Source organism: Pseudomonas sp. UBA7500 (assembly GCF_002478435.1).
Lineage (GTDB): Bacteria > Pseudomonadota > Gammaproteobacteria > Pseudomonadales > Pseudomonadaceae > Aquipseudomonas > Aquipseudomonas palmensis.
Window position 1 is genome coordinate 40864 of sequence record NZ_DLNW01000051.1, and the last position, 21251, is coordinate 62114.

Here is a 21251-nt window from a genome sequence, read left to right on the forward strand (position 1 = left end):
TAGCCTGTCGGGCCACGTCGATGCAATCGCCAGCTAGGCCGGCTCCCGCAGGAGCCCGCCTAGCTGGCGATTGCAAGGCGCGATCAGTTCAAGGCGTCAAGCAGCGCCTGGTTCTGCTCGGGCGTACCGATGCTGATACGCAGGAACTGCACGATGCGCTGCTGCTTGAAGTGGCGCACGATCACGCCCTGCTCGCGCAACTTGGCCGCCAGCGCAGCGGCATCCTGGTCGGGGTGACGGGCAAAGATGAAGTTGGCCGCCGACGGCAGCACCTGGAAACCGCGGTCGGTCAACTGCGCCACCAGCTGCTCCCGGCTGTCGATCACCTGGCGGCAGGTCTGTTCGAAATACGCCTGGTCCTCGAACGCCGCCGCCGCGCCGACGATGGCCAGGCGATCCAGCGGATAGGAGTTGAAGCTGTTCTTGATGCGCTCCAGCGCCTCGATCAGGTCCGGGTGGCCGACCGCCAGCCCGACCCGCAGGCCGGCCAGGGAACGCGACTTGGACAAGGTCTGGGTCACCAGCAGGTTCGGGTAGCGGTCCACCAGGCTGATGGCGGTCTGGCCGCCGAAGTCGATGTAGGCTTCGTCGACCACCACCACCGAATCCGGGTTGGCCTGCAGCATCTGCTCGACTGCCTCCAGCGCCAGCAGGCAGCCAGTGGGTGCGTTCGGGTTGGGGAAGATGATGCCGCCGTTGGCGCGCTGGTAATCCTCGACACGAACCTGGAACTGCTCGTCCAGCGCTACCGCCTCATACGGGATGCCGTACAGGCCGCAGTACACCGGGTAGAAGCTGTAGCTGATGTCGGGGAACAGCAGCGGCGCATCGTGCTGGAACAGGCCGTGGAAAATGTGCGCGAGCACTTCGTCCGAACCGTTGCCCAGGAACACCTGGCTGGCCTGCACGCCGTAGTAACTGGCCACCGCCTGCTTAAGCCGGTCGCCATTGGGGTCCGGGTACAGGCGCAGGTTGTCGTTGAGCTCGCCGCGCATGGCCTCCAGCGCCTTTGGCGAAGGGCCATAGGGGTTTTCGTTGGTGTTGAGCTTGACCAGCTTGCTCAGCTTGGGCTGCTCGCCCGGCACGTAAGGCACCAGGTCCTTGACGAAGGGGCTCCAGAATTTGCTCATGCTCAGTTGCCCTCTTTATCGACAGGGGTGTGATCGCCAAGGATGCGGTATTCGGCGCTGCGTGCGTGCGCGCTCAGGGATTCGCCACGAGCCAGCACCGACGCGGTGCGACCCAGGTCCGAAGCGCCCTGCTCGGAACAGAAGATGATCGAGGAACGCTTCTGGAAGTCGTACACCCCCAGCGGCGAGGAGAACCGTGCGGTGCCGGAGGTAGGCAGCACGTGGTTGGGGCCAGCGCAGTAGTCGCCCAGCGCTTCGCTGGTGTGGCGGCCCATGAAGATCGCACCGGCATGGCGGATCTGCGGCAACCAGGCCTGCGGGTCGGCCACCGACAACTCCAGGTGCTCGGGGGCGATGCGGTTGGCCACCTCGATGGCCTGCTGCATGTCGCGCACGTGGATCAGTGCGCCACGGCCATTGATGGAGGTCTGGATGATCTCGGCGCGGTCCATGCCCGGCAGCAGCTTGTCGATGCTTGCGACCACGCGGTCGAGGAAGTCGGCGTCGGGGCTGACCAGAATCGCCTGGGCGTCTTCGTCATGCTCGGCCTGGGAGAACAGGTCCATGGCGATCCAGTCCGGGTCGGTCTGGCCGTCGCACACCACGAGGATCTCCGACGGGCCGGCAATCATGTCGATGCCCACCTGGCCGAACACATGGCGCTTGGCGGTGGCCACGTAGATGTTGCCCGGGCCGACCACCTTGTCTACCTGCGGCACGCTCTCGGTGCCGTAGGCCAGTGCGGCAACCGCCTGGGCGCCACCGATGGTGAACACCCGATCGACCCCGGCGATGCACGCCGCAGCCAGCACCAGCTCGTTGATTTCACCACGCGGGGTGGGTACCACCATGACCACTTCGGACACCCCGGCAACCTTGGCCGGAATCGCGTTCATCAGTACCGACGAAGGGTACGACGCCTTGCCACCCGGTACGTACAGCCCGGCGCGGTCCAGCGGCGTGACCTTCTGGCCCAGCACGGTGCCGTCGGCCTCGGTGTAGGTCCAGGAGTCCTGCTTCTGCCTTTCGTGGTAGCTGCGCACCCGGCGGGCGGCGGTTTCCAGCGCCTCGCGCTGCGCCGGGGTAATGCGGCTCAGGGCCAGCTCCAGGCGCTCGCGCCCCAGGATCAGGTCATCGATGGAGGTGGCCTGGACGCCGTCGAAACGCTGGGTGAATTCCACCAGCGCCGCGTCGCCGCGCTCGCGCACGGCCTTGATGATGTCCAGCACCCGCTGGTTGACCGCATCGTCAGACACGCTTTCCCAGCTCAGCAGATGATCCAGATGTCGGGCGAAATCCGGGTCAGCAGCGTTGAGTCGGCGAATTGCAGTGGACGTGGTCATGGCTAAGGCCTCGGTAAATGGCGGATGCTCAGGCGCCCTAAGCTACCAGTCCATCCGCGCGGGCACCCGAGAAAATTGGCTATGACGCGGATAGACGGGCGCGACAGCGAAGGTCGCGCGCAGGGGTCAGCCGCGGTGTCGCGATTCCACGGCCAGACGCAAGGCGTCGATCAGGCTCTGGATGCGTGCGTGCTGCATCTTCATCGAGGCCTTGTTGACCACCAGCCGGGAGCTGATGGTGGCGATCAGTTCCTGGGGTTCCAGGCCGTTGGCACGCAGGGTGTTGCCGGTGTCGACCACGTCGATGATCTTGTCGGCCAGGTTGATCAGCGGTGCCAGCTCCATCGAGCCGTACAGCTTGATGATGTCGACCTGACGGCCCTGCTCGGCGTAGTAGCGCTTGGCGACGTTGACGAACTTGGTGGCCACGCGCAGGCGCCCCTTGGGTTCGGCAGCGCCGATGGCACCGGCGGTCATCAGCTTGCATTGGGCAATCTGCAGGTCCAGCGGCTCGTACAGGCCCTGGCCGCCGTACTCCATCAGCACGTCCTTGCCGGCCACGCCCAGGTCGGCGGCGCCATGCTCGACGTAGGTCGGCACGTCGGTGGCACGCACGATCAGCAGGCGCACATCGTCCTGGGTGGTCGGGATGATCAGCTTGCGGCTTTTGTCCGGATTCTCGGTAGGCACGATGCCCGCCTCTGCCAGCAATGGCAGGGTGTCGTCGAGAATACGGCCCTTGGACAGCGCGATGGTCAACATGGGAAACGTCAATCCTTAAGCGGCTTTAGCCGCCGGACCCGTGCAGGCGCCCGACGGCAATCGATTCTTGTGGCGCGTCCCTGCGCCGAGTGCAGGGCTAGCCCGGTACGCGACGGATCTTCGCGCCCAGCATCTGCAGTTTCTCTTCGATGCACTCGTAGCCACGGTCTATGTGGTAGATGCGATCGATCAGGGTGTCGCCCTCGGCGACCAGCGCCGAAATGACCAGGCTGGCCGAAGCCCGCAGGTCGGTGGCCATGACCGGAGCGCCCTTGAGGGTCTTGGTGCCGGTGACGATGGCCGTGTTGCCTTCGACCTGGATCTGCGCGCCCATGCGGTGCATCTCGTACACGTGCATGAAGCGGTTTTCGAAGATCGTCTCGATCACCGCGCCGGTGCCTTCGGCAATGGCGTTGAGGGAGATGAACTGAGCCTGCATGTCGGTAGGGAACGCCGGGTACGGGGCGGTGCGCAGGTTCACGGCTTTCGGCCGCTTGCCGTGCATGTCCAGCTCGATCCAGTCTTCACCGGTGGTGATTTCGGCACCGGCTTCCTTGAGCTTCTCCAGTACCGCCTCGAGGATGGTCGGATCGGTGTCCTTGACCTTGACGCGACCGCCGGTCACGGCAGCGGCTACCAGGTAGGTGCCGGTCTCGATACGGTCGGGCATCACGCGGTATACCGCCGAACCCAGGCGCTCGACGCCGTCGATGGTGATGGTGTCGGTACCGGCACCCTGCACCTTGGCGCCCATGGCGTTGAGGAAGTTGGCCAGGTCGACCACTTCCGGCTCGCGCGCGGCGTTCTGCAGCACGCTGCGGCCCTTGGCCAGGGCAGCGGCCATCATGATGTTCTCGGTACCGGTCACGCTGACGGTGTCGAAGAAGAAGTGCGCACCGCGCAGGCCGCCTTCAGGCGCCTTGGCCTTGATGTAGCCGCCTTCGACTTCGATCTTCGCGCCCATCGCCTCGAGGCCGCGGATGTGCAGGTCGACCGGGCGCGAGCCAATGGCGCAGCCGCCAGGCAGGGCCACTTCGGCCTCGCCGAAACGGGCGACCATCGGGCCCAGCACCAGGATCGAGGCGCGCATGGTCTTCACCAGCTCATACGGCGCGACCAGGGTCTTGATGGTGCGTGGGTCGATCTCCACCGCGAGCTTCTCGTCGATCACAGGCTCGATGCCCATGCGACCGAACAGCTCGATCATGGTGGTGATGTCGTGCAGGTGCGGCAGGTTGCCGACGGTGACCGGGCCGTCGCACAGCAGGGTGGCCGCCAGAATCGGCAGCGCTGCGTTCTTTGCGCCGGAAATGCGGATTTCGCCATCGAGACGAACGCCGCCAGTGATAATCAGTTTGTCCATTGGAATCTCGCCGCCAAGTTGGCTCAGGTGCGCTCAGCCCAGGCTGCGCTGCTGAAAAATTTCATGGTTACCGCATGGATGCTGCCATCGGTGATCCACGGGTTCAGGTGAGCATAGATCTGCTGCTGACGCTTGACCGGGCTCAGGGCCGCCAATTCGTCACTGATTACGTTCAGCTGGAAGTTGCAGCCTTCGCCTTCAACTTCGACCCGGGTTCCCGGCAACTTTTCTTCAAGGAAGTTCTTAACTTCTACGGCCTGCATGCTCAACCTCAATCGGCGCCCTGTGCGCGCGGGTCGGCCATCATACAAAAAAGCCCCTCGCCTGCGAACCCCGTAAACGAGGACTCTGACAGAGGGGCCCGTCGCGCACCCGTATTTATTGACCGGCCAGCAGCTCGCCGAGCCCGTACACCTGAGCGATTTCGTGCATGCCATGGGGCATGCCGCGCACCTCGATGGTCTTGCCCGCCGCCTGCCCGTCACGGGTGAAGGCCAGCAGCAGGGACAGACCCACGCTGCTGGAAAGCTCCACCGCCGAACAGTCCAGCACCAGCGAAGGCTCGCGACTGGCAGCAATCAGGGCCCTGCCCTGCTTGCGCAGCACCGGGCCGGTGCGGTAATCCAGCACACCGGACAGGCTCAGCACGCCGGGTGCGGCAAGGGTGACTGCCGCACTCATTGGGCCTGCTTCTCGGCCGCTTGCTCGGTGGTTTCCTTGGCCTTGGCCACTTCGCCGGCCCAGCCGTCGATGGTCTTGTCCAGGTCGTTGCCGTTGCGCTGCATGGCGTCGGCGAACTGGTCACGGAACAGCTTGCCGATGTTGATGCCGTTGACGATAACGTTACGCACCTTCCACTCGCCATTGAGCTTGGTCAGGGTGTAGGAAACCGGGTAGACGGCGCCGTTGTTGCCCTTGACCGTCATGTCGACGCTGGCACGGTCGTCGCCGTCCTTCTTCTCGGCGCCCACGGTGATGCCCTGGTTGTTGTATTCCAGCAGGGCGTTGCCATAGAACTGCATCAGGCTGCGCTTGAAGTTTTCCTGGAAGCGCTGCATCTGGGCCGGGGTAGCCTTGCGCGAGTACTTGACCGTCATGATGCTGCGGGAGATGCCATCGGCATCCACCACCGGTCCCAGGTTGGCGTTGAGCGCATCGTAGAACGCGCTGGGGTTGGCCTTGTACTGCTCCTTGTTCGCCTTGAGGTCGGACAGCAGTTGCGTGGTGGTGGTCTGGATCACTTCTTTGGGCGATTGCGTGGCCGCAACGGCCATCAACGGCAGGCTCGCCAGCAATACCAACAGGCCGCGTCGCAGGATGGAAATCATGGAAACTCCTTATTTAGCTTCTTTGCCAACGGTATTGAGCAAAAACTTGCCAATCAGATCTTCCAGTACCAGCGCCGACTGGGTGTCATGGATGGTTCCACCTTCCTTGAGCACCGCTTCCTCACCGCCCACGCTGATGCCGATGTACTTCTCGCCGAGCAACCCGGCGGTCAGGATCGAGGCGGTGGAATCGGTCGGCAGGTTGTCGACGCGTTTTTCCAGCTGCAACGTCACCCGACCGGTATAGGTATCGCGGTCCAGATCGATGGCCGTGACCTTGCCGATGGTTACACCGGCCATGGTCACTTTAGCTCTGACAGTCAAACCGGCGATATTGTCGAAGTAGGCGTAAAGTTTATAGGTATCGCTGCTCGGGCTGGCGGACAGGCCGCTGACGCGCAGGGCCAGCAGAAGCAGTGCCAGGATCCCGGCCAGGAGGAACAGGCCGACACCGATTTCCAGGGTGCGGTTTTGCATCAGAAATCTCCAAACATCAAGGCGGTCAGAATAAAGTCCAGACCCAGGACTGCCAGCGAGGCATAGACCACGGTCTTGGTAGTGGCACGGCTGATCCCCTCTGAAGTGGGCTCACAGTCATAGCCTTGGAATACGGCAATCCAGGTGACGACGAAGGCAAACACGAGGCTCTTGAGCACCCCGTTGAGTACATCGTCGACGAACGAAACGCTGTTCTGCATGTTCGACCAGAAGGAACCTTCATAGACTCCCAGCCAGTCCACCGCCACCCAGGACCCGCCCCAGATGCCGACCACGCTGAAGATCATCGCCAGCAGCGGCAGCGAGATGAAGCCGGCCCACAGGCGCGGTGCAACGATGTACTTGAGCGGGTCGACGCCGATCATCTCCAGGCTCGACAGCTGCTCGGTGGATTTCATGTTGCCGATTTCGGCCGTCAGCGCCGACCCGGCCCGCCCGGCGAACAGCAGCGCGGTCACCACCGGGCCCAGTTCACGCAGCAGGGTCAGGGCAACCATCTGCCCCACCGCCTGTTCCGAACCGTACTTGGTGAGGATGCTGAAGCCCTGCAGGGCCAGCACCATGCCGATGAACACGCCGGACACGACGATGATGGCCAGCGACATCACGCCGACCGAGTACAGCTGCTTGACCAGCAACTGGAACCCGCCGCCAATCCCGCCGCGCCCCACCAGGGCATGCAGCAGGAACAGGCAGGAGCGCCCCAGCACGGCCACTACGTCGATCGCGGAGCGACCAAACAGACGAATACGTTCGAGCAATGACTTTCTGCGCATCAACGCTTCCCCAACAGATCGGCGCGGTAATCAGGCGCAGGAAAATGAAAGGGCACCGGACCATCCGGATCGCCTTTCATGAATTGGCGGATACGCGGGTTGTCCGACTCCATCAGCTCCTGCGGCGTACCCTGGCCCAGTACCTGGCCGTCCCCCACCACATACAGGTAGTCGGCAATGCTCGCGGTTTCTGCAAGATCGTGCGAAACCACGATGCTGGTGATGCCCAGCGCATCGTTGAGCAGGCGGATCAGGCGTACCAGCACGCCCATGGCGATCGGGTCCTGGCCGACGAAAGGTTCGTCGTACATGAGGATCTGCGGGTCCAGGGCAATCGCCCGGGCCAGCGCCACACGGCGCTTCATGCCGCCGGACAGTTCGTCGGGCATCAGCTCGATGGCACCGCGCAAGCCCACGGCCTGCAGCTTCATCAGCACGATGTCGCGAATCATTTCCTCGGGCAGCTGGGTATGCACCCGCAGCGGGAAGGCGACGTTCTCGAACACGTCGAGGTCGGTGAACAGTGCACCGCTCTGGAACAGCACGCCCATGTGCTTGCGCGCGTCGAACAGGTCGCTGCGCGACAGGGTCGGCAGGTTTTGCCCGGCCACCCACACCTCACCGCTGGCAGGGCGCAGTTGCGCGCCCATCAGACGCAGCAGCGTGGTCTTGCCGCACCCGGAAGGCCCCATGATGCCGGTAACCTTGCCGCGGGGAATGCGTATGTCGACATTATTGAAGATGCTGCGCGCGCCGCGCTTGAAGGTCACGCCCTTCAATTCGACCGCGTAGGCGTTATCAACGCTCATCTAAACTCCTTGCGATGCAGCCTTTTCACTCAGACGCCAACCTCCTTCATGGAGGCACGCACGCTCCGAGCGGGCCGAACAGGCGGCGAACTATAGCACCGCTGATAGAGCCACCCCAAGGCCATCACCGAGGCTGTTCAGCTCAAGTTAAGGCTCACTTAAGGTTTCTGGCAGAGCATCCTTGCAATCACAGGTGAGGCTTTGGCGCATTACCGCTATAATCCCCGCCTTTTCATCAGGCAATCCGATCTACGACATGAGCCAATCCACCGACCTGATCCAATCCGCACAGCGCACCATCCGTCTCGAGATCGAAGCGGTAGAGGGCCTGCTGGCCCATATCGACGCCGATTTCGTCAAGGCCTGCGAGCTGATCCTGGCCAGCAAGGGCCGGGTCGTGGTGGTGGGCATGGGCAAATCCGGGCACATCGGCAACAAGATTGCCGCCACCCTGGCCAGCACCGGCACCACGTCGTTCTTCGTTCACCCCGCCGAGGCCAGCCACGGCGACATGGGCATGATCACCCGGGACGACATCATCCTGGCACTGTCCAACTCGGGCACCACCAACGAAATCGTGACCCTGCTGCCACTGATCAAGCGCCTGGGCATCAAGCTCATCAGCCTCACCGGCAACCCCGACTCGCCGCTGGCCAAGGCCGCCGAGGTCAACCTGGACGCCCGCGTGGGCCAGGAGGCCTGCCCGCTGAACCTGGCCCCGACGTCCTCCACCACCGCTGCGCTGGTACTCGGCGACGCCCTGGCCATCGCCCTGCTCGAGGCGCGCGGCTTCACTGCCGAAGACTTCGCCTTCTCGCACCCGGGCGGTGCCTTGGGCCGACGCCTGCTGCTCAAGGTCGAGAACGTGATGCACGGCGGTGACGAGCTGCCTCAGGTTCAGCGCGGCACGCTGCTCAAGGACGCCCTGCTTGAAATGTCTCGCAAAGGTTTGGGCATGACCGTGGTGCGCGAAAGCGACGGCCGCCTGGCCGGGGTGTTCACCGACGGCGACCTGCGCCGCAGCCTGGATCGCAACATCGACGTGCACACCACGCTGATCGACGAAGTGATGACCGTACACGGCAAGACCGCCCGCGCCGAGATGCTCGCGGCCGAGGCCCTGAAGATCATGGAAGACCACAAGATCAGCGCGCTGGTGGTGGTGGACACGCTCGACCAGCCGGTCGGCGCCCTGAACATGCACGACCTGCTGCGCGCCGGAGTGATGTAAATGAACGACGATCTGCTGCAACGCGGCAAGGCCATCAAGCTGGCGGTATTCGATGTGGACGGCGTGCTGACCGACGGTCGCCTGTACTTTCTCGAGGACGGCAGCGAATTCAAGACCTTCAACACCCTCGACGGCCAGGGCATCAAGATGCTCATGAACTCGGGCGTGACCACCGCGATCATCAGCGGGCGCAAGACGCCGGTGGTCGAACGTCGTGCGAAAAACCTCGGCATCCCGCACCTGTACCAGGGCCGCGAAGATAAACTGGTGGTGCTCGACGACCTTCTTGGTCAACTGGGCCTAAGCTATGAACAGGTTGCCTACCTGGGCGACGACCTGCCAGACCTGCCGGTGATTCGCCGGGTTGGCCTGGGCATGGCCGTAGCCAGTGCCGCTCCGTTCGTGCGCCAGCACGCCCATGGCGTGACCCTTGCGCGCGGAGGCGAAGGCGCAGCCCGCGAGTTCTGCGAACTGATCCTGCAAGCCCAGGGCAACCTGGACGCGGCGAATGCCAACTACCTGTAGAGCGATCCATGTTCAGTAAAAAGATCCGCAATATCGCGCTGTTCAGTGTGATCGCTGCCTTGTTTGCAGCGGTCGGCTACTGGAACATCAGCCCCGAGACGTTCCTCGACGAGCCCGCAGCGCAGGTCGACGAAAGCGCCATCGACTACTACGCCATCAACGCCCACAGCGTGCAGTTTCTGCCCGATGGCAAGCTGCAGTACGAGATGACCGCCGACAAGGTCGAACACCTCAAGGCCAGCGAAGTGACGCTGCTGACCACGCCGGACCTCAACATGTACCGCGGTACCGCCTACCCGTGGCACGTGCAGAGCACCCGCGGCGAGGTCAACCCGGACGGTACCGAAGTGGAACTGATCGACAACGTGCGGGTTGCCCGCACCGACGACCAGAACCGCGAAACCATCATTACCACCACCCGCATGACAGTCTTCCCGCAGAAGCAATATGCGCAGACCGAGCAAGCCGTTAGAATCGACGGCGCCGGTGGCACAACTACGGGCAAGGGAATGAAAGCGTATCTGAAAGACGGCAGGATGAACCTGCTGTCCAACGTAAGAGGACAGTATGAGGCTCGTTAAAACCCTCCCCTTTTTGCTCAGCCTGAGCGCAGCACTGGGAAGCGCGAGCGCCTGGGCCCTGCCGAACGACCGTGATCAGCCTATCCGTATCCAGGCTGACCAGGCTCAACTGGATGACAAGAAAGGCGTTGCCACCTATACCGGTGACGTGATCATCACCCAGGGCTCGATGATGATCAAAGGCAACACCGTGACCATCACCCGCACTGCCTCCGGCGATATCGACGTCGTGACCTCGGTGGGCAACCTGGCCTACTTCGAGCAGCAGCAGAGCGCAGCCAAGCCGGACAAGATGCAGGGCTACGGCAAGACCATTCAGTACAATGCGCCACAGAACCGCATCGTGCTGATCGACCGCGCCAAGGTCATCAATGAAGGCAACACCACCGAAGGCGAGAAAATCGTCTACGACACGGTGAAGCAGATCGCTACCGCTGGTCGCGGTGGCAAAGTCACCGAGTCGCGTCCGCGCATCGACATGGTGATCCAGCCGAAGAAGAAGGCCGAGTAGATGGCAACCCTCAAAGCCCAGCACCTGGCCAAGGCCTACAAAAGCCGGCAAGTCGTGCGTGATGTCAGCCTGTCCATCGACAGCGGCCAGATCGTCGGCCTGCTCGGCCCCAACGGCGCCGGCAAGACCACCTGCTTCTACATGATCGTCGGCCTGGTACAGGCCGACCAGGGCCGCGTGCTGATCGACGACCTGGACGTCAGCCACCAGCCCATGCATGGTCGCGCACGTGCCGGCATCGGCTACCTGCCGCAGGAAGCCTCGATCTTTCGCAAGCTGTCGGTGGCCGACAACATCATGGCGATCCTCGAGACCCGCAAGGAGCTCGACCGCGATGGTCGCCGCAAGGAGCTTGAAAGCCTGCTGCAGGAATTTCACATCAGCCACATCCGCGACAACCTGGGCATGAGCCTGTCCGGTGGTGAGCGGCGCAGGGTGGAGATTGCCCGGGCACTGGCCACCGCGCCCAAGTTCATCCTGCTCGACGAACCTTTCGCCGGTGTCGACCCGATCTCCGTGGGCGACATCAAGCAGATCATCCACCACCTGAAGGCCAAGGGCATCGGCGTGCTGATCACCGACCACAACGTCCGTGAAACCCTGGATATCTGCGAAACCGCCTACATCGTCAACGATGGCCAGTTGATCGCCGAAGGCGATGCACAGACCATCCTGGCCAACGACCTGGTGAAAGAGGTGTACCTCGGCCACGAGTTCCGCCTGTAAGCTGCGGCACATGGCTGAACATGGCGCTGCCTGGGCGCTGGCAAATGGCTCCACCCGGGGTTAATTGTTCCAGCGCTCTAGGCAAACGCTTTGATTTCAGGCATATAATTTGCTTAAAGTTGGCGCCTCTCGCGCCCTTGTAGTAGATGGCGCCTGTGCGCCGGCGAATAAGGTGTTAAGCCCCAGCCATGAAACCATCGCTCGTCCTAAGAATGGGCCAGCAACTGACGATGACTCCTCAGTTGCAACAGGCTATCCGACTGCTCCAGCTCTCCACCCTGGACCTGCAACAGGAAATCCAGGAGGCGCTGGAGTCCAACCCGATGCTCGAACGCCAGGAAGAAGGCGAGGATTTCGACAACAGCGACCCGATGGCCGACAACGCCGAGACCAAGCCGGTTGCCGAACCTCAGGAGAGCAGCTTCCAGGAGTCCGCCCCCACGGTGGACAACCTCGAAGAAGGCGAATGGAACGAGCGCATCCCCAACGAACTGCCGGTCGACACGGCCTGGGAAGACATCTACCAGACCAGCGCCAGCAGCCTGCCCAGCAATGACGATGACGAGTGGGACTTCACCACCCGCACCTCCGCCGGCGAGAGCCTGCAGAGCCACCTGCTGTGGCAGCTCAACCTGGCACCGATGTCCGACACCGACCGGCTGATTGCCGTGACGCTGATCGACTGCATCAACAACCAGGGGTATCTCGAGGAAACCCTCGAAGAGGTGTGCGAGTCGTTCGACCCGGAACTGGACATCGAACTCGACGAAGTCGAGGCCGTGCTGCACCGCATCCAGCAGTTCGAGCCCGCCGGCATCGGTGCCCGCAACCTCAGCGAATGCCTGCTGCTGCAACTGCGCCAGCTGCCGCCGCGTACGCCGTGGATGGCCGAGGCGCAGCGCCTGGTCAGCGACTACATCGACCTGCTCGGCAGCCGCGACTACAGCCAGCTGATGCGTCGCATGAAGCTCAAGGAAGACGAACTGCGCCAGGTCATCGAACTGGTACAGAGCCTCAACCCGCGCCCCGGCTCGCAGATCGAGTCCAGCGAAGCCGAATACGTGGTGCCCGATGTCATCGTGCGCAAGGATTCCGACCGCTGGCTGGTCGAGCTGAACCAGGAAGCCGTGCCGCGCCTGCGGGTCAACCCGCAATACGCCGGTTTCGTGCGTCGCGCCGACACCAGCGCCGACAACACCTTCATGCGCAACCAGTTGCAGGAGGCGCGCTGGTTCATCAAGAGCCTGCAGAGCCGCAACGAGACGCTGATGAAGGTGGCCACGCAGATCGTCGAGCACCAGCGCGGCTTTCTCGACCACGGCGACGAGGCGATGAAACCGCTGGTACTGCACGATATCGCCGAGGCGGTGGGCATGCACGAGTCGACCATTTCGCGGGTGACCACGCAGAAATACATGCACACCCCGCGCGGCATCTACGAACTGAAATACTTTTTCTCGAGCCACGTGAGCACCTCCGAGGGCGGCGAATGCTCGTCCACGGCGATCCGCGCGATCATCAAGAAACTGGTCGCGGCTGAAAATCAGAAAAAGCCATTGAGTGACAGCAAGATCGCTGGTTTACTGGAGGCACAAGGCATCCAGGTAGCCCGTCGCACCGTCGCCAAGTACCGCGAGTCCCTTGGCATTGCACCGTCGAGCGAACGCAAGCGATTGATGTGACATCCCCTGAGATGTGCCACCGCAATTCAGTGGCAGGCGCAACACCTGCCTCTTATGCACCGGCAACAAAAGGAGAAGCTGTATGCAAGTCAATATCAGTGGACAGCATGTAGAAGTCACTCCGCCACTGCGCGAGTATGTCGAGCAGAAGCTGAAACGACTGGAGGGTCACTTCGACAAGATCACCAACGTGACGGTGATCATGAAGGTCGAAAAGCTTCAGCAGAAAATTGAGGCTACCTTGCAGATCCCGGGCGGCGAAGTGGTTGCCAACGCCGAACATCAAGACATGTATGCAGCGATCGACGCCCTTACCGACAAGCTCGACCGCCAACTGAAAAAACACAAGGAAAAACAGCAAAGCCTCCTGCAAGGTGCAGCGGCCCGCTGATCCCCCCCACCCATGATCCGACTAGAAGATATCCTGACCCCCGGCCGTTCCCTCGTGAACGTGCCGGGCGGCAGTAAAAAGCGTGCGCTCGAACAGATTGCCAATCTGATCGGCAAGGAAGTACCCGAGCTGGACACCCAAACCGTGTTCGAGAGCCTGATCGCCCGTGAAAAACTGGGTTCGACCGGCTTCGGCAATGGTATCGCCATCCCGCACTGCCGCTTGAAAGGTTGTGAAAAACCGGTAAGCGCCCTGCTGCACCTGGACGCTCCCATCGACTTCGACGCCATCGATGGCGCCCCCGTCGACCTGCTGTTTCTGCTGCTGGTCCCGGAAGCCGCCACCGATGCGCACCTTGAGCTGCTGCGCCAGATCGCCAGCATGCTCGACCGCAAGGACGTGCGCGACAAACTGCGCGCGGCCACCGATAGCCAATCCCTGTACCAGGTCGTACTGGACGTGCAAAACGGGCACTGAACATGCGCTTGATCATCGTCAGCGGTCGCTCCGGCTCCGGCAAGAGCACCGCGCTCGCGGTACTTGAGGACAACGGCTACTACTGCATCGACAACCTGCCTGCCGGGCTGTTGCCGCAGCTGGCCGAAAACGCACTGATCAATACCGAGCTGCTGCAGCCGCTGGTGGCCGTTTCCATCGACGCGCGCAACCTGCCCAGCCACCTGAGCCGCTTCCCCGAGCTGCTGGAGGATGCCCGCAGCAAGCACATCCATTGCGACGTGGTGTACCTGGACGCCGACGAGGAAACCCTGCTCAAGCGCTTCTCGGAGACGCGCCGGCGCCACCCGCTGACCAACACGCAACGCTCCCTGGCCGAAGCCATCCGGGTAGAGAGCGACCTGCTGGGGCCGATCGCCGACCTGGCCGACCTCAAGATCGACACCACCAACCTCAACCTGTACCAGCTGCGCGACTCGATCAAGCTGCGCCTGCTCAACCAGCCCGAGCCGGGCACGGCGTTTCTGGTGGAGTCGTTCGGCTTCAAGCGTGGCATGCCGGTCGACGCCGACCTGGTGTTCGATGTGCGCTGCCTGCCCAACCCCTATTGGAAGCCCGAGCTACGGGATCATTCGGGGTTGGAGCAACCGGTCATCGACTACCTGGCCGCGCAACCGGACGTCGAGGAGATGTTCCAGGACATTTCGTCGTACCTGCTCAAGTGGCTGCCACGGTTCGCCGCCAGCAACCGGGCCTATGTCACCATCGCCATCGGCTGTACCGGCGGTCATCATCGCTCGGTGTACATCACCGAACGCCTGGGCCAGGTGCTGCAACAAACATTGAAGAACGTCCAGGTTCGCCACCGCGACCTCTAGCCCTCAGGATCCCGCCCGCGATGCCCGCAATTGAAATCGAGATTATCAACAAGCTGGGGCTGCACGCCCGGGCAGCGGCCAAGTTCGTTGGCGTGGCGGGCAAGTACCCGTGTTCGGTGCGTGTAGGCCGTACCCCGGAGTCGATGGTCGATGGCAAGAGCATCATGGCCGTGATGATGCTCGCCGCCGGCAAGGGCACGAGCATCCACCTCAAGACCGAAGGCGAACAGGAAGCCGAAGCGCTGCAAGGCCTGGTCGAACTGATCAACAACTATTTCGACGAAGGCGAGTAACCTCGCCTTCTCGCTTCAGGACAACGCGGTATCCATCACCATCATCAGGCAGAAGCCGATGCACAGCCCCAGGCTGGCCAGGCGATGATTGCCGTTGCTGCGTGACTCGGGAATGATCTCCTGGGTCACCACCAGCAACATGGCCCCGGCAGCGAAAGCCAGGCCCAGCGGCAGCATCAGTTCGGCGACGCTCACCACCCACGCGCACAACACCGCCGCCAGTGGCTCCACCAGCCCGGATGCCGCGCCGATCAGAAACGCCTTGAAACGGCCCATCCCCGCTCCAGCCAGCACCAACGCGATCACCAACCCCTCTGGCACGTCCTGCAGGGCGATACCCATGGCCAGGCTGTCGGCATCCGGCATGCCGCCACCGGCCGACACCCCGATGGCCATGCCTTCGGGGATGTTGTGGGCAATGATGGCGATCACGAACACCCAGATGCGCGCCGGAATCACCGGCCTGCCGGGCACGGCGACTAGGTCGTCCGGTGTTGCGCCCGAGACCCTGCGGTCCACCAGGTAGATGCAGAACGCACCGAACAGCAGGCCGAAGCTGATCAGGCCACCTGCCCCCCATTTGCCGAAGCCGACCGCCTGTGCGGCGTCCAACCCCGGGATGATCAACGAGAACGCCGTGGCGGCCAGCATCACGCCTGCGCCGAACCCCATCAGGGTATCGGCCACGGCCACCGGCATGCTGCGAATCACCAACACCGGCACTGCGCCCAGGGCGGTGCCCAGCGCACACATGGCCCCGCCCTCAAGCGCACGCAACATCCGCGGTTCCAGGTCCAGCCAGGCGAAGCCCTGTACCAGCAGCAACGCCGTCCCCACCAACAGCAGCAGTGTGCCCAGCGCCAACCTGAACAGGCGCACACCGCCAATGGCCATCACCTCCGAGCGCATGCCGCTAGGACTCACACCAGGGCAGCAACGTAGCGACGCTCTACTTCGGACCAGTTGATCACGTTGTAGAAGGCGCCGATGTATTCGGGGCGACGGTTCTGGTACAGCAGGTAGTAGGCATGCTCCCACACGTCCAGGCCAAGAATGGGCGTATTGCCATTCATCAGCGGGCTGTCCTGGTTGCCGCTGCTCTCTACCACCAGGGTTTTCTGCGGCGTTACGCTCAGCCACGCCCAGCCACTGCCGAAGCGGGTCAGCGCAGCCTTGGTGAACGCATCCTTGAATGCCTCGAAACCGCCCAGCTGGTCATCGATCGCCTCGCCCACCGCGCCGTGGGGCTGACCGCCGCCGCCGGGCGCCATCACTGTCCAGAACAGACTGTGGTTGGCATGCCCGCCGCCCTGGTTGATCACTGCGGCCTGCAGATTCTGCGGCAGGCTCTTGACGCTGGCGACCAGCTGCTCGATCGGCCACTCGGCGTATTCAGTGCCCTCGATGGCGGCATTGAGGTTGTTGATGTAGGTCTGGTGGTGCTTGCTGTGGTGAATCTGCATGGTCTGGGTGTCGATGTGCGGTTCCAGCGCATCGTAGGCGTACGGCAATGCAGGCAAGGTATGCGGCATATCAGTGGGTTCCATAATGAAGGGCTGGGGGCTGTAGTTGTTCCTGGCCGGCAAACAGTGCCGGCTGCGCCCCCTGGCGGTAGAGCAGACGTTCGGTACGGGGGTACTGGCCATACTCGCTGATGAAATTGAGCAGTTCGGTGTAGGTCTTGCTGCTCTGGCGCAGCGCCGCATCGCGCAGCAACGGCGAAAGGCGCTGATCCTGGCTGGCCTGCAACAGGCGCTGGTGGATGGCGCACAGGTACTCGGCGCTCTCCTGCGGCTGCTTGAGGCGCAAATGCAGGTCGGCCAGGTTGTGGTGCGAAATCACACAGGCGGCCACCGCCTCGTCGGCGTCCTGCCAGCGCTCGAACAACACCTGGGCCAAGGCCAGGGCCTGCAAGTACAACTCGCGGGCATCCACCAGATCGCCCTGTTGGAACAGGCGGTTGGCTATTTCAGTGGTGCGTTTCCAATGCTGCATGACAGAAACCTCCGAAGCGGTGGGCGGTGTCAGATACCGCCGGCCGTGAGTTTTTCAGGGTCGAGCAGGACTTCCAGCTGGCTGCGCGGCAGGTCGGTGTGTTCCAGCGCAACCTCGATGATCGGGCGCCCCTGCTTGTAGGCGGTCTTGGCGATTTCGGCAGCCTTCTGGTAGCCGATGATCGGGTTCAGCGCGGTCACCAGGATCGGGTTGCGCGCCAGGGCTTCCTTGAGCTTGGGTTCGTTGACCTTGAAGGTGGCGATGGCCTTGTCGGCCAGCAGACGGCTCACATTGGCCATCAGCTCGATGCTGCCCAGCAGGTTCTGCGCAATGATCGGCAGCATCACGTTCAGTTCGAAGTTGCCCGACTGGCCCGCCACGGCGATGGCCGCATCGTTGCCGATGACCTGCGCGGCCACCATGGCGGTGGCTTCCGGAATCACCGGGTTGACCTTGCCCGGCATGATCGAGGAGCCGGGCTGCAGCCCTTCAAGCTCGATCTCGCCCAGCCCGGCAAGCGGGCCGGAATTCATCCAGCGCAGGTCGTTGGCGATCTTCATCAGGGCCACGGCGGTGGCCTTGAGCTGGCCGGAAACAGCCACGGCGGTGTCTTGCGAGCCGATCAGGGCAAACAGGTTTTCCCCCGGCACGAACTGCACCCCGGTCAGGCCGCTCAGTTGCTGGCTGAAACGCGCGGCGAACGCGGGGTGGGCGTTGATCCCGGTGCCCACCGCAGTGCCGCCCTGGGCCAGGGCCTGCAGGCTTGGCAGGGTGTCGTTCAGGTGACCGATGCCCGCCTTGACCTGTGCCGCCCAGCCGCCCAGCACCTGGCTCATGCGCACGGGCATGGCGTCCATCAGGTGGGTGCGACCGGTCTTGATGAACGGGTGCACCTGCTCGGCCTTGTGCCCGATCACCTGCACCAGGTGCCTGAGCGCCGGCAGCAGTTGTTCGTGCAGGGCCAGCGCGGCGCTCACGTGGATGGTGGTGGGGATGATGTCGTTGCTGCTCTGGCCGCAGTTGACATGGTCATTGGGGTTTACCGTGTCGCCCAGCACACGGCTGGCCAGGGTCGCGATCACCTCGTTGGCATTCATGTTGGAGCTGGTGCCGGAGCCGGTCTGGTACACGTCGACCGGGAAGTGCTGCATGAAATCGCCAGCCAGCAACTGTTCCACGGCGGTGACGATGGCAGCGCCCTGTGCCTGGCTGATCTGCTCCAGCTCGACGTTGGCCTTGGCGGCGGCGGCCTTGGCCAGCAGCAGGGCCCGGATGAACTGGGTCGGCATGCGCTGCTGGCTGATCGGGAAGTTGTTCACCGCGCGCTGGGTCTGGGCGCCATACAGGGCCTCGGCCGGCACCTGCAGCTCACCCATGCTGTCACGCTCGATACGGGTATTACTCATCATCAAGTCCTTGCATCAGTTCAGCGAAAGAAATCGAAGGCAGCAGCGTGCAGTTCGCCAGTTGCAGGGCGAAGGGCTGCCAGCGCTGGCCGTGCTCGCCGCCGTCGAGCTTGCGCAGCTGCAGCAGCGGCTTCCAGGCCTGGTCCAGGCACAAGCAGCGCCAATGCCACGGCAGCATGCGGTCGCACGCGGTGTCGAGCAGCAGGCGGAAGGAAGTCAAGGCGACGGTCCAGGCCGAGGTCTCGGTGCAGCAGACCAGGTAGCGACCTTCGGCCAGGTAGTGTTCGATCAGGCGCGGCTCGTCGGGCTCGAGGGCACAGCGAATTCGCCGGCTCAGCCAGCGCCAGTTTTCGAGGTAGGGCAATTCGTGAAGGACAGGTCTCATGAACATCATCGCCTAGATAATGATAGTCATTATTAAGTGATAATCATAATCAGTTCAAGTGCGACCAAAGGCGAAAAGCAAAAAGCCCGGCACGGGGCCGGGCTTCGATGTGTAACCTGAGGTGGCCCCTTCGCCGGCAACGCCGGCACCTACGGGGACCGCGCACAGGCCGGCGGTGTCAGCTGCCGGCGACCGTCATGCGCTCGATCAGCACCGAGCCTGTGTGAATATTGCTCCGGGTTTCAAGATCGTTGCCGATAGCGACAATCTGCTGGAACATGTCCTTCATGTTGCCGGCAATCGTGACTTCCTGAACCGCAAACTGGATCTCGCCGTTCTCCACCCAGTACCCCGCTGCCCCGCGCGAATAGTCACCGGTCACCATGTTCAAGCCATGCCCCATCAGCTCGGTCACCAGTAACCCGCGCCCCATGCGGCGCAGCAATGCAGCCTGATCTTCGACCCCATGCGTCACGAACAGGTTGTGCACGCCACCGGCGTTGGCGGTGCTTGGCAGCCCCAGCTTGCGTCCGGAATAGGTGCTCAGCACATACGACACCAGCTCGCCATTTTCGACGAACGGCTTGGCATAGGTCGCCAGGCCGTCCCCATCGAACGAGGCACTGCCCAGGGCACGCTGCAGGTGCGGCCGCTCGTCCAGGGTCAGCCAGCTGGGGAACAGGCGCTGGCCCATGCAGCCTTCCAGAAACGACGACTTGCGGTACAGGTTGCCGCCGGAAATCGCCGACAGGAAACTGCCGAACAACCCGCCGGCCAGCTCCGCCGAGAACAGCACCGGTACCTCGCAGGTCGGCACCGGACGTGCGCCCAGGCGCGCCGCCGCACGCTGCGCAGCGCGACGCCCGATACTCTGCGGATCGGCCAGCAGCTCGCCCTGGCGGTTCACGTCATACCAGTAGTCACGCTGCATCTGCCCGTCACCTTCGGCGATCATCACGCAGCTCAGGCTGTGGCGGGTGGAGGCGTAGCCACCGATGAAGCCGTGGCTGTTGCCGTACACCCGGCATCCCTGGTGGGTGCTGAGTGTGGTGCCATCGGCGTTCTTGATGCGGGCATCGGTGTCGAACGCCGCGGCTTCGCAGGCCAGGGCCTTTTCGATGGCCTGCTCGGGGGTGATGTCCCAGGCGTGATAGAGGTCGAAATCCTGCAGGTCACGGGCCATCAGGGCCGGGTCGGCCAGGCCCGAGCATTCGTCCTCGGAGGTGTGCTTGGCAATGGCCAGGGCCGCCGCCACGGTTTCGCGGATGGCATCGCTGCCACTGGCCGAGGTGCTTGCCGAGCCCTTGCGCTGGCCCACATACAGGGTGATGCCGAAGCCCTGGTCGCGGTTGAACTCCACCGTCTCCACCTCGCGCTGGCGCACCGAGGTCGACAGCCCCTGCTCCAGCGATACGGCCACTTCGCAGGCGCTGGCGCCCTGGCGCCGGGCTTCGGCGATGATCTGTTCGACCTGTTCCTGCAACGCCGGCAGGGCCTGCGGACCTACGCTCTGGACTGCACTCATGGTTTTCTCCACTCAAATTCTGCGTTCGGCTCGGGTCAATCTACGACCGGACCGGACAAGCGGCCCCCGACTGGTTATCATGGCGGCGATTCTCAGCGGACTGCCCCCATGGTTGATTCTTACGACACCGCCTTCGACGGCGAAAAAAGCAAAACCCAAATCAAGCGCGAGATGCAGGCGCTGGTTGATATGGGCGAGCGCCTTACCACGCTCAAGCCCGATATCCTGGCCAAACTGCCCTTGACCGACGAACTGCGCGCGGCCCTGGAAGAGCACAAGCGGCACACCGCGAACGAAGCCAAGCGCCGTCACAAGTCGTTCATCGGCAAGCTGATGCGCGACCAGGACATCGACGCGATCCTCGCGCTGCTCGACCAGCTCGACGCCTCTTCGCGCCAGTACAACGAACGCTTCCACAACCTCGAACGCTGGCGCGACCGGCTGATCGGCGGCACCGACGACGTGCTGGAGAAGTTCGTCCAGGAATACCCGGACGCCGATCGCCAGCAGCTGCGCTCGCTGATCCGCCAGGCCCAGCACGAGCTGGCGCGCAACAAGGCGCCCACCGCCAGCCGCAAGATCTTCAAGTACATCCGCGACCTCGACGAAATCCAGCGCGGCCTGCGCTGATTCTCGCCACCGGGCAGGCACCCTGCC

General features: G+C 63.2%; 27 protein-coding genes. 11 read left to right on the top strand and 16 right to left on the bottom strand.

The features are described from left to right. Positions 1-83: 83 nt before the first annotated feature. The 10 genes from hisC to B4I46_RS22240 form a co-directional block, all read right to left on the bottom strand. A complete protein-coding gene (gene hisC / locus B4I46_RS22195; protein ID WP_286901892.1) occupies positions 84-1130 on the bottom strand; it encodes a histidinol-phosphate transaminase in 1047 nt (348 codons plus the stop codon). A 2-nt stretch (positions 1131-1132) separates the two neighbouring features. Next, positions 1133-2473, bottom strand: a complete 1341-nt coding sequence (gene hisD / locus B4I46_RS22200) for a histidinol dehydrogenase (protein ID WP_286901894.1) — start codon at positions 2471-2473, stop codon at positions 1133-1135. 126 nt (positions 2474-2599) lie between these two features. After that, on the bottom strand, positions 2600-3235 hold the full coding sequence (hisG, locus tag B4I46_RS22205) for an ATP phosphoribosyltransferase (protein ID WP_043862446.1): 636 nt from the start codon (positions 3233-3235) through the stop codon (positions 2600-2602). Between the two features lie 97 nt (positions 3236-3332). Further along, the gene (gene murA / locus B4I46_RS22210) at positions 3333-4598 is read right to left on the bottom strand and encodes a UDP-N-acetylglucosamine 1-carboxyvinyltransferase (RefSeq protein ID WP_043862447.1); all 1266 of its coding nucleotides are present in this window, start codon (positions 4596-4598) and stop codon (positions 3333-3335) included. A 23-nt stretch (positions 4599-4621) separates the two neighbouring features. Then, the gene (locus tag B4I46_RS22215; RefSeq protein ID WP_010223373.1) at positions 4622-4861 is read right to left on the bottom strand and encodes a BolA family protein; all 240 of its coding nucleotides are present in this window, start codon (positions 4859-4861) and stop codon (positions 4622-4624) included. 115 nt (positions 4862-4976) lie between these two features. Continuing rightward, complete coding sequence (locus B4I46_RS22220) at positions 4977-5279, bottom strand: STAS domain-containing protein (RefSeq protein ID WP_054916378.1); 303 nt, start codon at positions 5277-5279, stop codon at positions 4977-4979. Beyond that, positions 5276-5926: an MlaC/ttg2D family ABC transporter substrate-binding protein gene (locus tag B4I46_RS22225; protein ID WP_043862449.1), complete on the bottom strand. Its 651-nt coding sequence runs from the start codon at positions 5924-5926 to the stop codon at positions 5276-5278. Before B4I46_RS22225 ends, B4I46_RS22220 begins: the two co-directional genes overlap by 4 nt. A gap of 9 nt (positions 5927-5935) precedes the next feature. Next, positions 5936-6403, bottom strand: a complete 468-nt coding sequence (mlaD, locus tag B4I46_RS22230; RefSeq protein WP_043862450.1) for an outer membrane lipid asymmetry maintenance protein MlaD — start codon at positions 6401-6403, stop codon at positions 5936-5938. Next, positions 6403-7200: a lipid asymmetry maintenance ABC transporter permease subunit MlaE gene (gene mlaE, locus B4I46_RS22235; protein ID WP_043862451.1), complete on the bottom strand. Its 798-nt coding sequence runs from the start codon at positions 7198-7200 to the stop codon at positions 6403-6405. The genes mlaD and mlaE overlap by 1 nt, the downstream gene beginning before the upstream one ends. Next, the gene (locus tag B4I46_RS22240; protein WP_043862452.1) at positions 7200-8009 is read right to left on the bottom strand and encodes an ATP-binding cassette domain-containing protein; all 810 of its coding nucleotides are present in this window, start codon (positions 8007-8009) and stop codon (positions 7200-7202) included. Before B4I46_RS22240 ends, mlaE begins: the two co-directional genes overlap by 1 nt. 256 nt (positions 8010-8265) lie before the next feature. On the opposite strand from B4I46_RS22240, the gene B4I46_RS22245 reads away from it, so the two are divergent. From B4I46_RS22245 to B4I46_RS22290, 10 genes are all read left to right on the top strand, one after another. Continuing rightward, positions 8266-9240 (top strand): KpsF/GutQ family sugar-phosphate isomerase, encoded by a 975-nt coding sequence (locus B4I46_RS22245; protein WP_043862453.1) that lies wholly within the window; start codon positions 8266-8268, stop codon positions 9238-9240. Next, positions 9241-9765, top strand: a complete 525-nt coding sequence (locus tag B4I46_RS22250) for a KdsC family phosphatase (protein ID WP_043862454.1) — start codon at positions 9241-9243, stop codon at positions 9763-9765. It begins immediately after the preceding gene. 8 nt (positions 9766-9773) lie between these two features. Next, positions 9774-10346 carry an LPS export ABC transporter periplasmic protein LptC gene (gene lptC / locus B4I46_RS22255; protein WP_043862455.1) on the top strand — a complete coding sequence of 191 codons (573 nt, stop codon included), beginning with the start codon at positions 9774-9776 and terminating at the stop codon, positions 10344-10346. Further along, positions 10333-10857: a lipopolysaccharide transport periplasmic protein LptA gene (gene lptA / locus B4I46_RS22260; RefSeq protein WP_054916380.1), complete on the top strand. Its 525-nt coding sequence runs from the start codon at positions 10333-10335 to the stop codon at positions 10855-10857. The genes lptC and lptA overlap by 14 nt, the downstream gene beginning before the upstream one ends. After that, a complete protein-coding gene (lptB, locus tag B4I46_RS22265; protein WP_043862457.1) occupies positions 10858-11583 on the top strand; it encodes an LPS export ABC transporter ATP-binding protein in 726 nt (241 codons plus the stop codon). 188 nt (positions 11584-11771) lie between these two features. Next, positions 11772-13265, top strand: coding sequence for an RNA polymerase factor sigma-54 (locus tag B4I46_RS22270; RefSeq protein WP_043862458.1), 1494 nt, complete (start codon positions 11772-11774; stop codon positions 13263-13265). An 82-nt stretch (positions 13266-13347) separates the two neighbouring features. Then, positions 13348-13656, top strand: coding sequence for a ribosome hibernation-promoting factor, HPF/YfiA family (gene hpf, locus B4I46_RS22275; RefSeq protein WP_043862459.1), 309 nt, complete (start codon positions 13348-13350; stop codon positions 13654-13656). A 12-nt stretch (positions 13657-13668) separates the two neighbouring features. Then, positions 13669-14133, top strand: coding sequence for a PTS IIA-like nitrogen regulatory protein PtsN (gene ptsN, locus B4I46_RS22280; RefSeq protein ID WP_043862460.1), 465 nt, complete (start codon positions 13669-13671; stop codon positions 14131-14133). A 2-nt stretch (positions 14134-14135) separates the two neighbouring features. After that, the gene (gene rapZ / locus B4I46_RS22285) at positions 14136-14990 is read left to right on the top strand and encodes an RNase adapter RapZ (protein WP_043862461.1); all 855 of its coding nucleotides are present in this window, start codon (positions 14136-14138) and stop codon (positions 14988-14990) included. Positions 14991-15010: 20 nt separating this feature from the next. Then, positions 15011-15283 carry an HPr family phosphocarrier protein gene (locus B4I46_RS22290; RefSeq protein ID WP_043862462.1) on the top strand — a complete coding sequence of 91 codons (273 nt, stop codon included), beginning with the start codon at positions 15011-15013 and terminating at the stop codon, positions 15281-15283. A 15-nt stretch (positions 15284-15298) separates the two neighbouring features. On the opposite strand, the gene B4I46_RS22295 is transcribed toward B4I46_RS22290, so the two are convergent. From B4I46_RS22295 to pmbA, 6 genes are all read right to left on the bottom strand, one after another. Then, positions 15299-16192 (bottom strand): ZIP family metal transporter, encoded by an 894-nt coding sequence (locus B4I46_RS22295; RefSeq protein ID WP_058541430.1) that lies wholly within the window; start codon positions 16190-16192, stop codon positions 15299-15301. Positions 16193-16203: 11 nt separating this feature from the next. Continuing rightward, complete coding sequence (locus B4I46_RS22300) at positions 16204-16815, bottom strand: superoxide dismutase (protein WP_043862464.1); 612 nt, start codon at positions 16813-16815, stop codon at positions 16204-16206. Between the two features lies 1 nt (position 16816). Continuing rightward, positions 16817-17278 (bottom strand): tetratricopeptide repeat protein, encoded by a 462-nt coding sequence (locus B4I46_RS22305; RefSeq protein ID WP_043862465.1) that lies wholly within the window; start codon positions 17276-17278, stop codon positions 16817-16819. 29 nt (positions 17279-17307) lie between these two features. Next, positions 17308-18684 carry a class II fumarate hydratase gene (locus B4I46_RS22310; protein WP_286901911.1) on the bottom strand — a complete coding sequence of 459 codons (1377 nt, stop codon included), beginning with the start codon at positions 18682-18684 and terminating at the stop codon, positions 17308-17310. After that, complete coding sequence (locus tag B4I46_RS22315) at positions 18677-19078, bottom strand: hypothetical protein (RefSeq protein ID WP_043862467.1); 402 nt, start codon at positions 19076-19078, stop codon at positions 18677-18679. Before B4I46_RS22315 ends, B4I46_RS22310 begins: the two co-directional genes overlap by 8 nt. 169 nt (positions 19079-19247) lie before the next feature. Beyond that, a complete protein-coding gene (pmbA, locus tag B4I46_RS22320) occupies positions 19248-20594 on the bottom strand; it encodes a metalloprotease PmbA (protein WP_043862468.1) in 1347 nt (448 codons plus the stop codon). Positions 20595-20702: 108 nt separating this feature from the next. Between pmbA and yjgA the strand changes: the two genes are divergently transcribed. After that, positions 20703-21224 (top strand): ribosome biogenesis factor YjgA, encoded by a 522-nt coding sequence (gene yjgA, locus B4I46_RS22325; protein ID WP_043862469.1) that lies wholly within the window; start codon positions 20703-20705, stop codon positions 21222-21224. Positions 21225-21251: the final 27 nt, after the last annotated feature.

Coding starts and splice junctions, on each gene's coding strand:
- hisC (WP_286901892.1), bottom strand. CDS start 1,130: ATGAGCAAATTCTGGAGCCCCTTCGTCAAGGACCTGGTGCCTTACGTG.
- hisD (WP_286901894.1), bottom strand. CDS start 2,473: ATGACCACGTCCACTGCAATTCGCCGACTCAACGCTGCTGACCCGGAT.
- hisG (WP_043862446.1), bottom strand. CDS start 3,235: ATGTTGACCATCGCGCTGTCCAAGGGCCGTATTCTCGACGACACCCTG.
- murA (WP_043862447.1), bottom strand. CDS start 4,598: ATGGACAAACTGATTATCACTGGCGGCGTTCGTCTCGATGGCGAAATC.
- B4I46_RS22215 (WP_010223373.1), bottom strand. CDS start 4,861: ATGCAGGCCGTAGAAGTTAAGAACTTCCTTGAAGAAAAGTTGCCGGGA.
- B4I46_RS22220 (WP_054916378.1), bottom strand. CDS start 5,279: ATGAGTGCGGCAGTCACCCTTGCCGCACCCGGCGTGCTGAGCCTGTCC.
- B4I46_RS22225 (WP_043862449.1), bottom strand. CDS start 5,926: ATGATTTCCATCCTGCGACGCGGCCTGTTGGTATTGCTGGCGAGCCTG.
- mlaD (WP_043862450.1), bottom strand. CDS start 6,403: ATGCAAAACCGCACCCTGGAAATCGGTGTCGGCCTGTTCCTCCTGGCC.
- mlaE (WP_043862451.1), bottom strand. CDS start 7,200: ATGCGCAGAAAGTCATTGCTCGAACGTATTCGTCTGTTTGGTCGCTCC.
- B4I46_RS22240 (WP_043862452.1), bottom strand. CDS start 8,009: ATGAGCGTTGATAACGCCTACGCGGTCGAATTGAAGGGCGTGACCTTC.
- B4I46_RS22245 (WP_043862453.1), top strand. CDS start 8,266: ATGAGCCAATCCACCGACCTGATCCAATCCGCACAGCGCACCATCCGT.
- B4I46_RS22250 (WP_043862454.1), top strand. CDS start 9,241: ATGAACGACGATCTGCTGCAACGCGGCAAGGCCATCAAGCTGGCGGTA.
- lptC (WP_043862455.1), top strand. CDS start 9,774: ATGTTCAGTAAAAAGATCCGCAATATCGCGCTGTTCAGTGTGATCGCT.
- lptA (WP_054916380.1), top strand. CDS start 10,333: ATGAGGCTCGTTAAAACCCTCCCCTTTTTGCTCAGCCTGAGCGCAGCA.
- lptB (WP_043862457.1), top strand. CDS start 10,858: ATGGCAACCCTCAAAGCCCAGCACCTGGCCAAGGCCTACAAAAGCCGG.
- B4I46_RS22270 (WP_043862458.1), top strand. CDS start 11,772: ATGAAACCATCGCTCGTCCTAAGAATGGGCCAGCAACTGACGATGACT.
- hpf (WP_043862459.1), top strand. CDS start 13,348: ATGCAAGTCAATATCAGTGGACAGCATGTAGAAGTCACTCCGCCACTG.
- ptsN (WP_043862460.1), top strand. CDS start 13,669: ATGATCCGACTAGAAGATATCCTGACCCCCGGCCGTTCCCTCGTGAAC.
- rapZ (WP_043862461.1), top strand. CDS start 14,136: ATGCGCTTGATCATCGTCAGCGGTCGCTCCGGCTCCGGCAAGAGCACC.
- B4I46_RS22290 (WP_043862462.1), top strand. CDS start 15,011: ATGCCCGCAATTGAAATCGAGATTATCAACAAGCTGGGGCTGCACGCC.
- B4I46_RS22295 (WP_058541430.1), bottom strand. CDS start 16,192: ATGCGCTCGGAGGTGATGGCCATTGGCGGTGTGCGCCTGTTCAGGTTG.
- B4I46_RS22300 (WP_043862464.1), bottom strand. CDS start 16,815: ATGCCGCATACCTTGCCTGCATTGCCGTACGCCTACGATGCGCTGGAA.
- B4I46_RS22305 (WP_043862465.1), bottom strand. CDS start 17,278: ATGCAGCATTGGAAACGCACCACTGAAATAGCCAACCGCCTGTTCCAA.
- B4I46_RS22310 (WP_286901911.1), bottom strand. CDS start 18,684: ATGAGTAATACCCGTATCGAGCGTGACAGCATGGGTGAGCTGCAGGTG.
- B4I46_RS22315 (WP_043862467.1), bottom strand. CDS start 19,078: ATGATGTTCATGAGACCTGTCCTTCACGAATTGCCCTACCTCGAAAAC.
- pmbA (WP_043862468.1), bottom strand. CDS start 20,594: ATGAGTGCAGTCCAGAGCGTAGGTCCGCAGGCCCTGCCGGCGTTGCAG.
- yjgA (WP_043862469.1), top strand. CDS start 20,703: ATGGTTGATTCTTACGACACCGCCTTCGACGGCGAAAAAAGCAAAACC.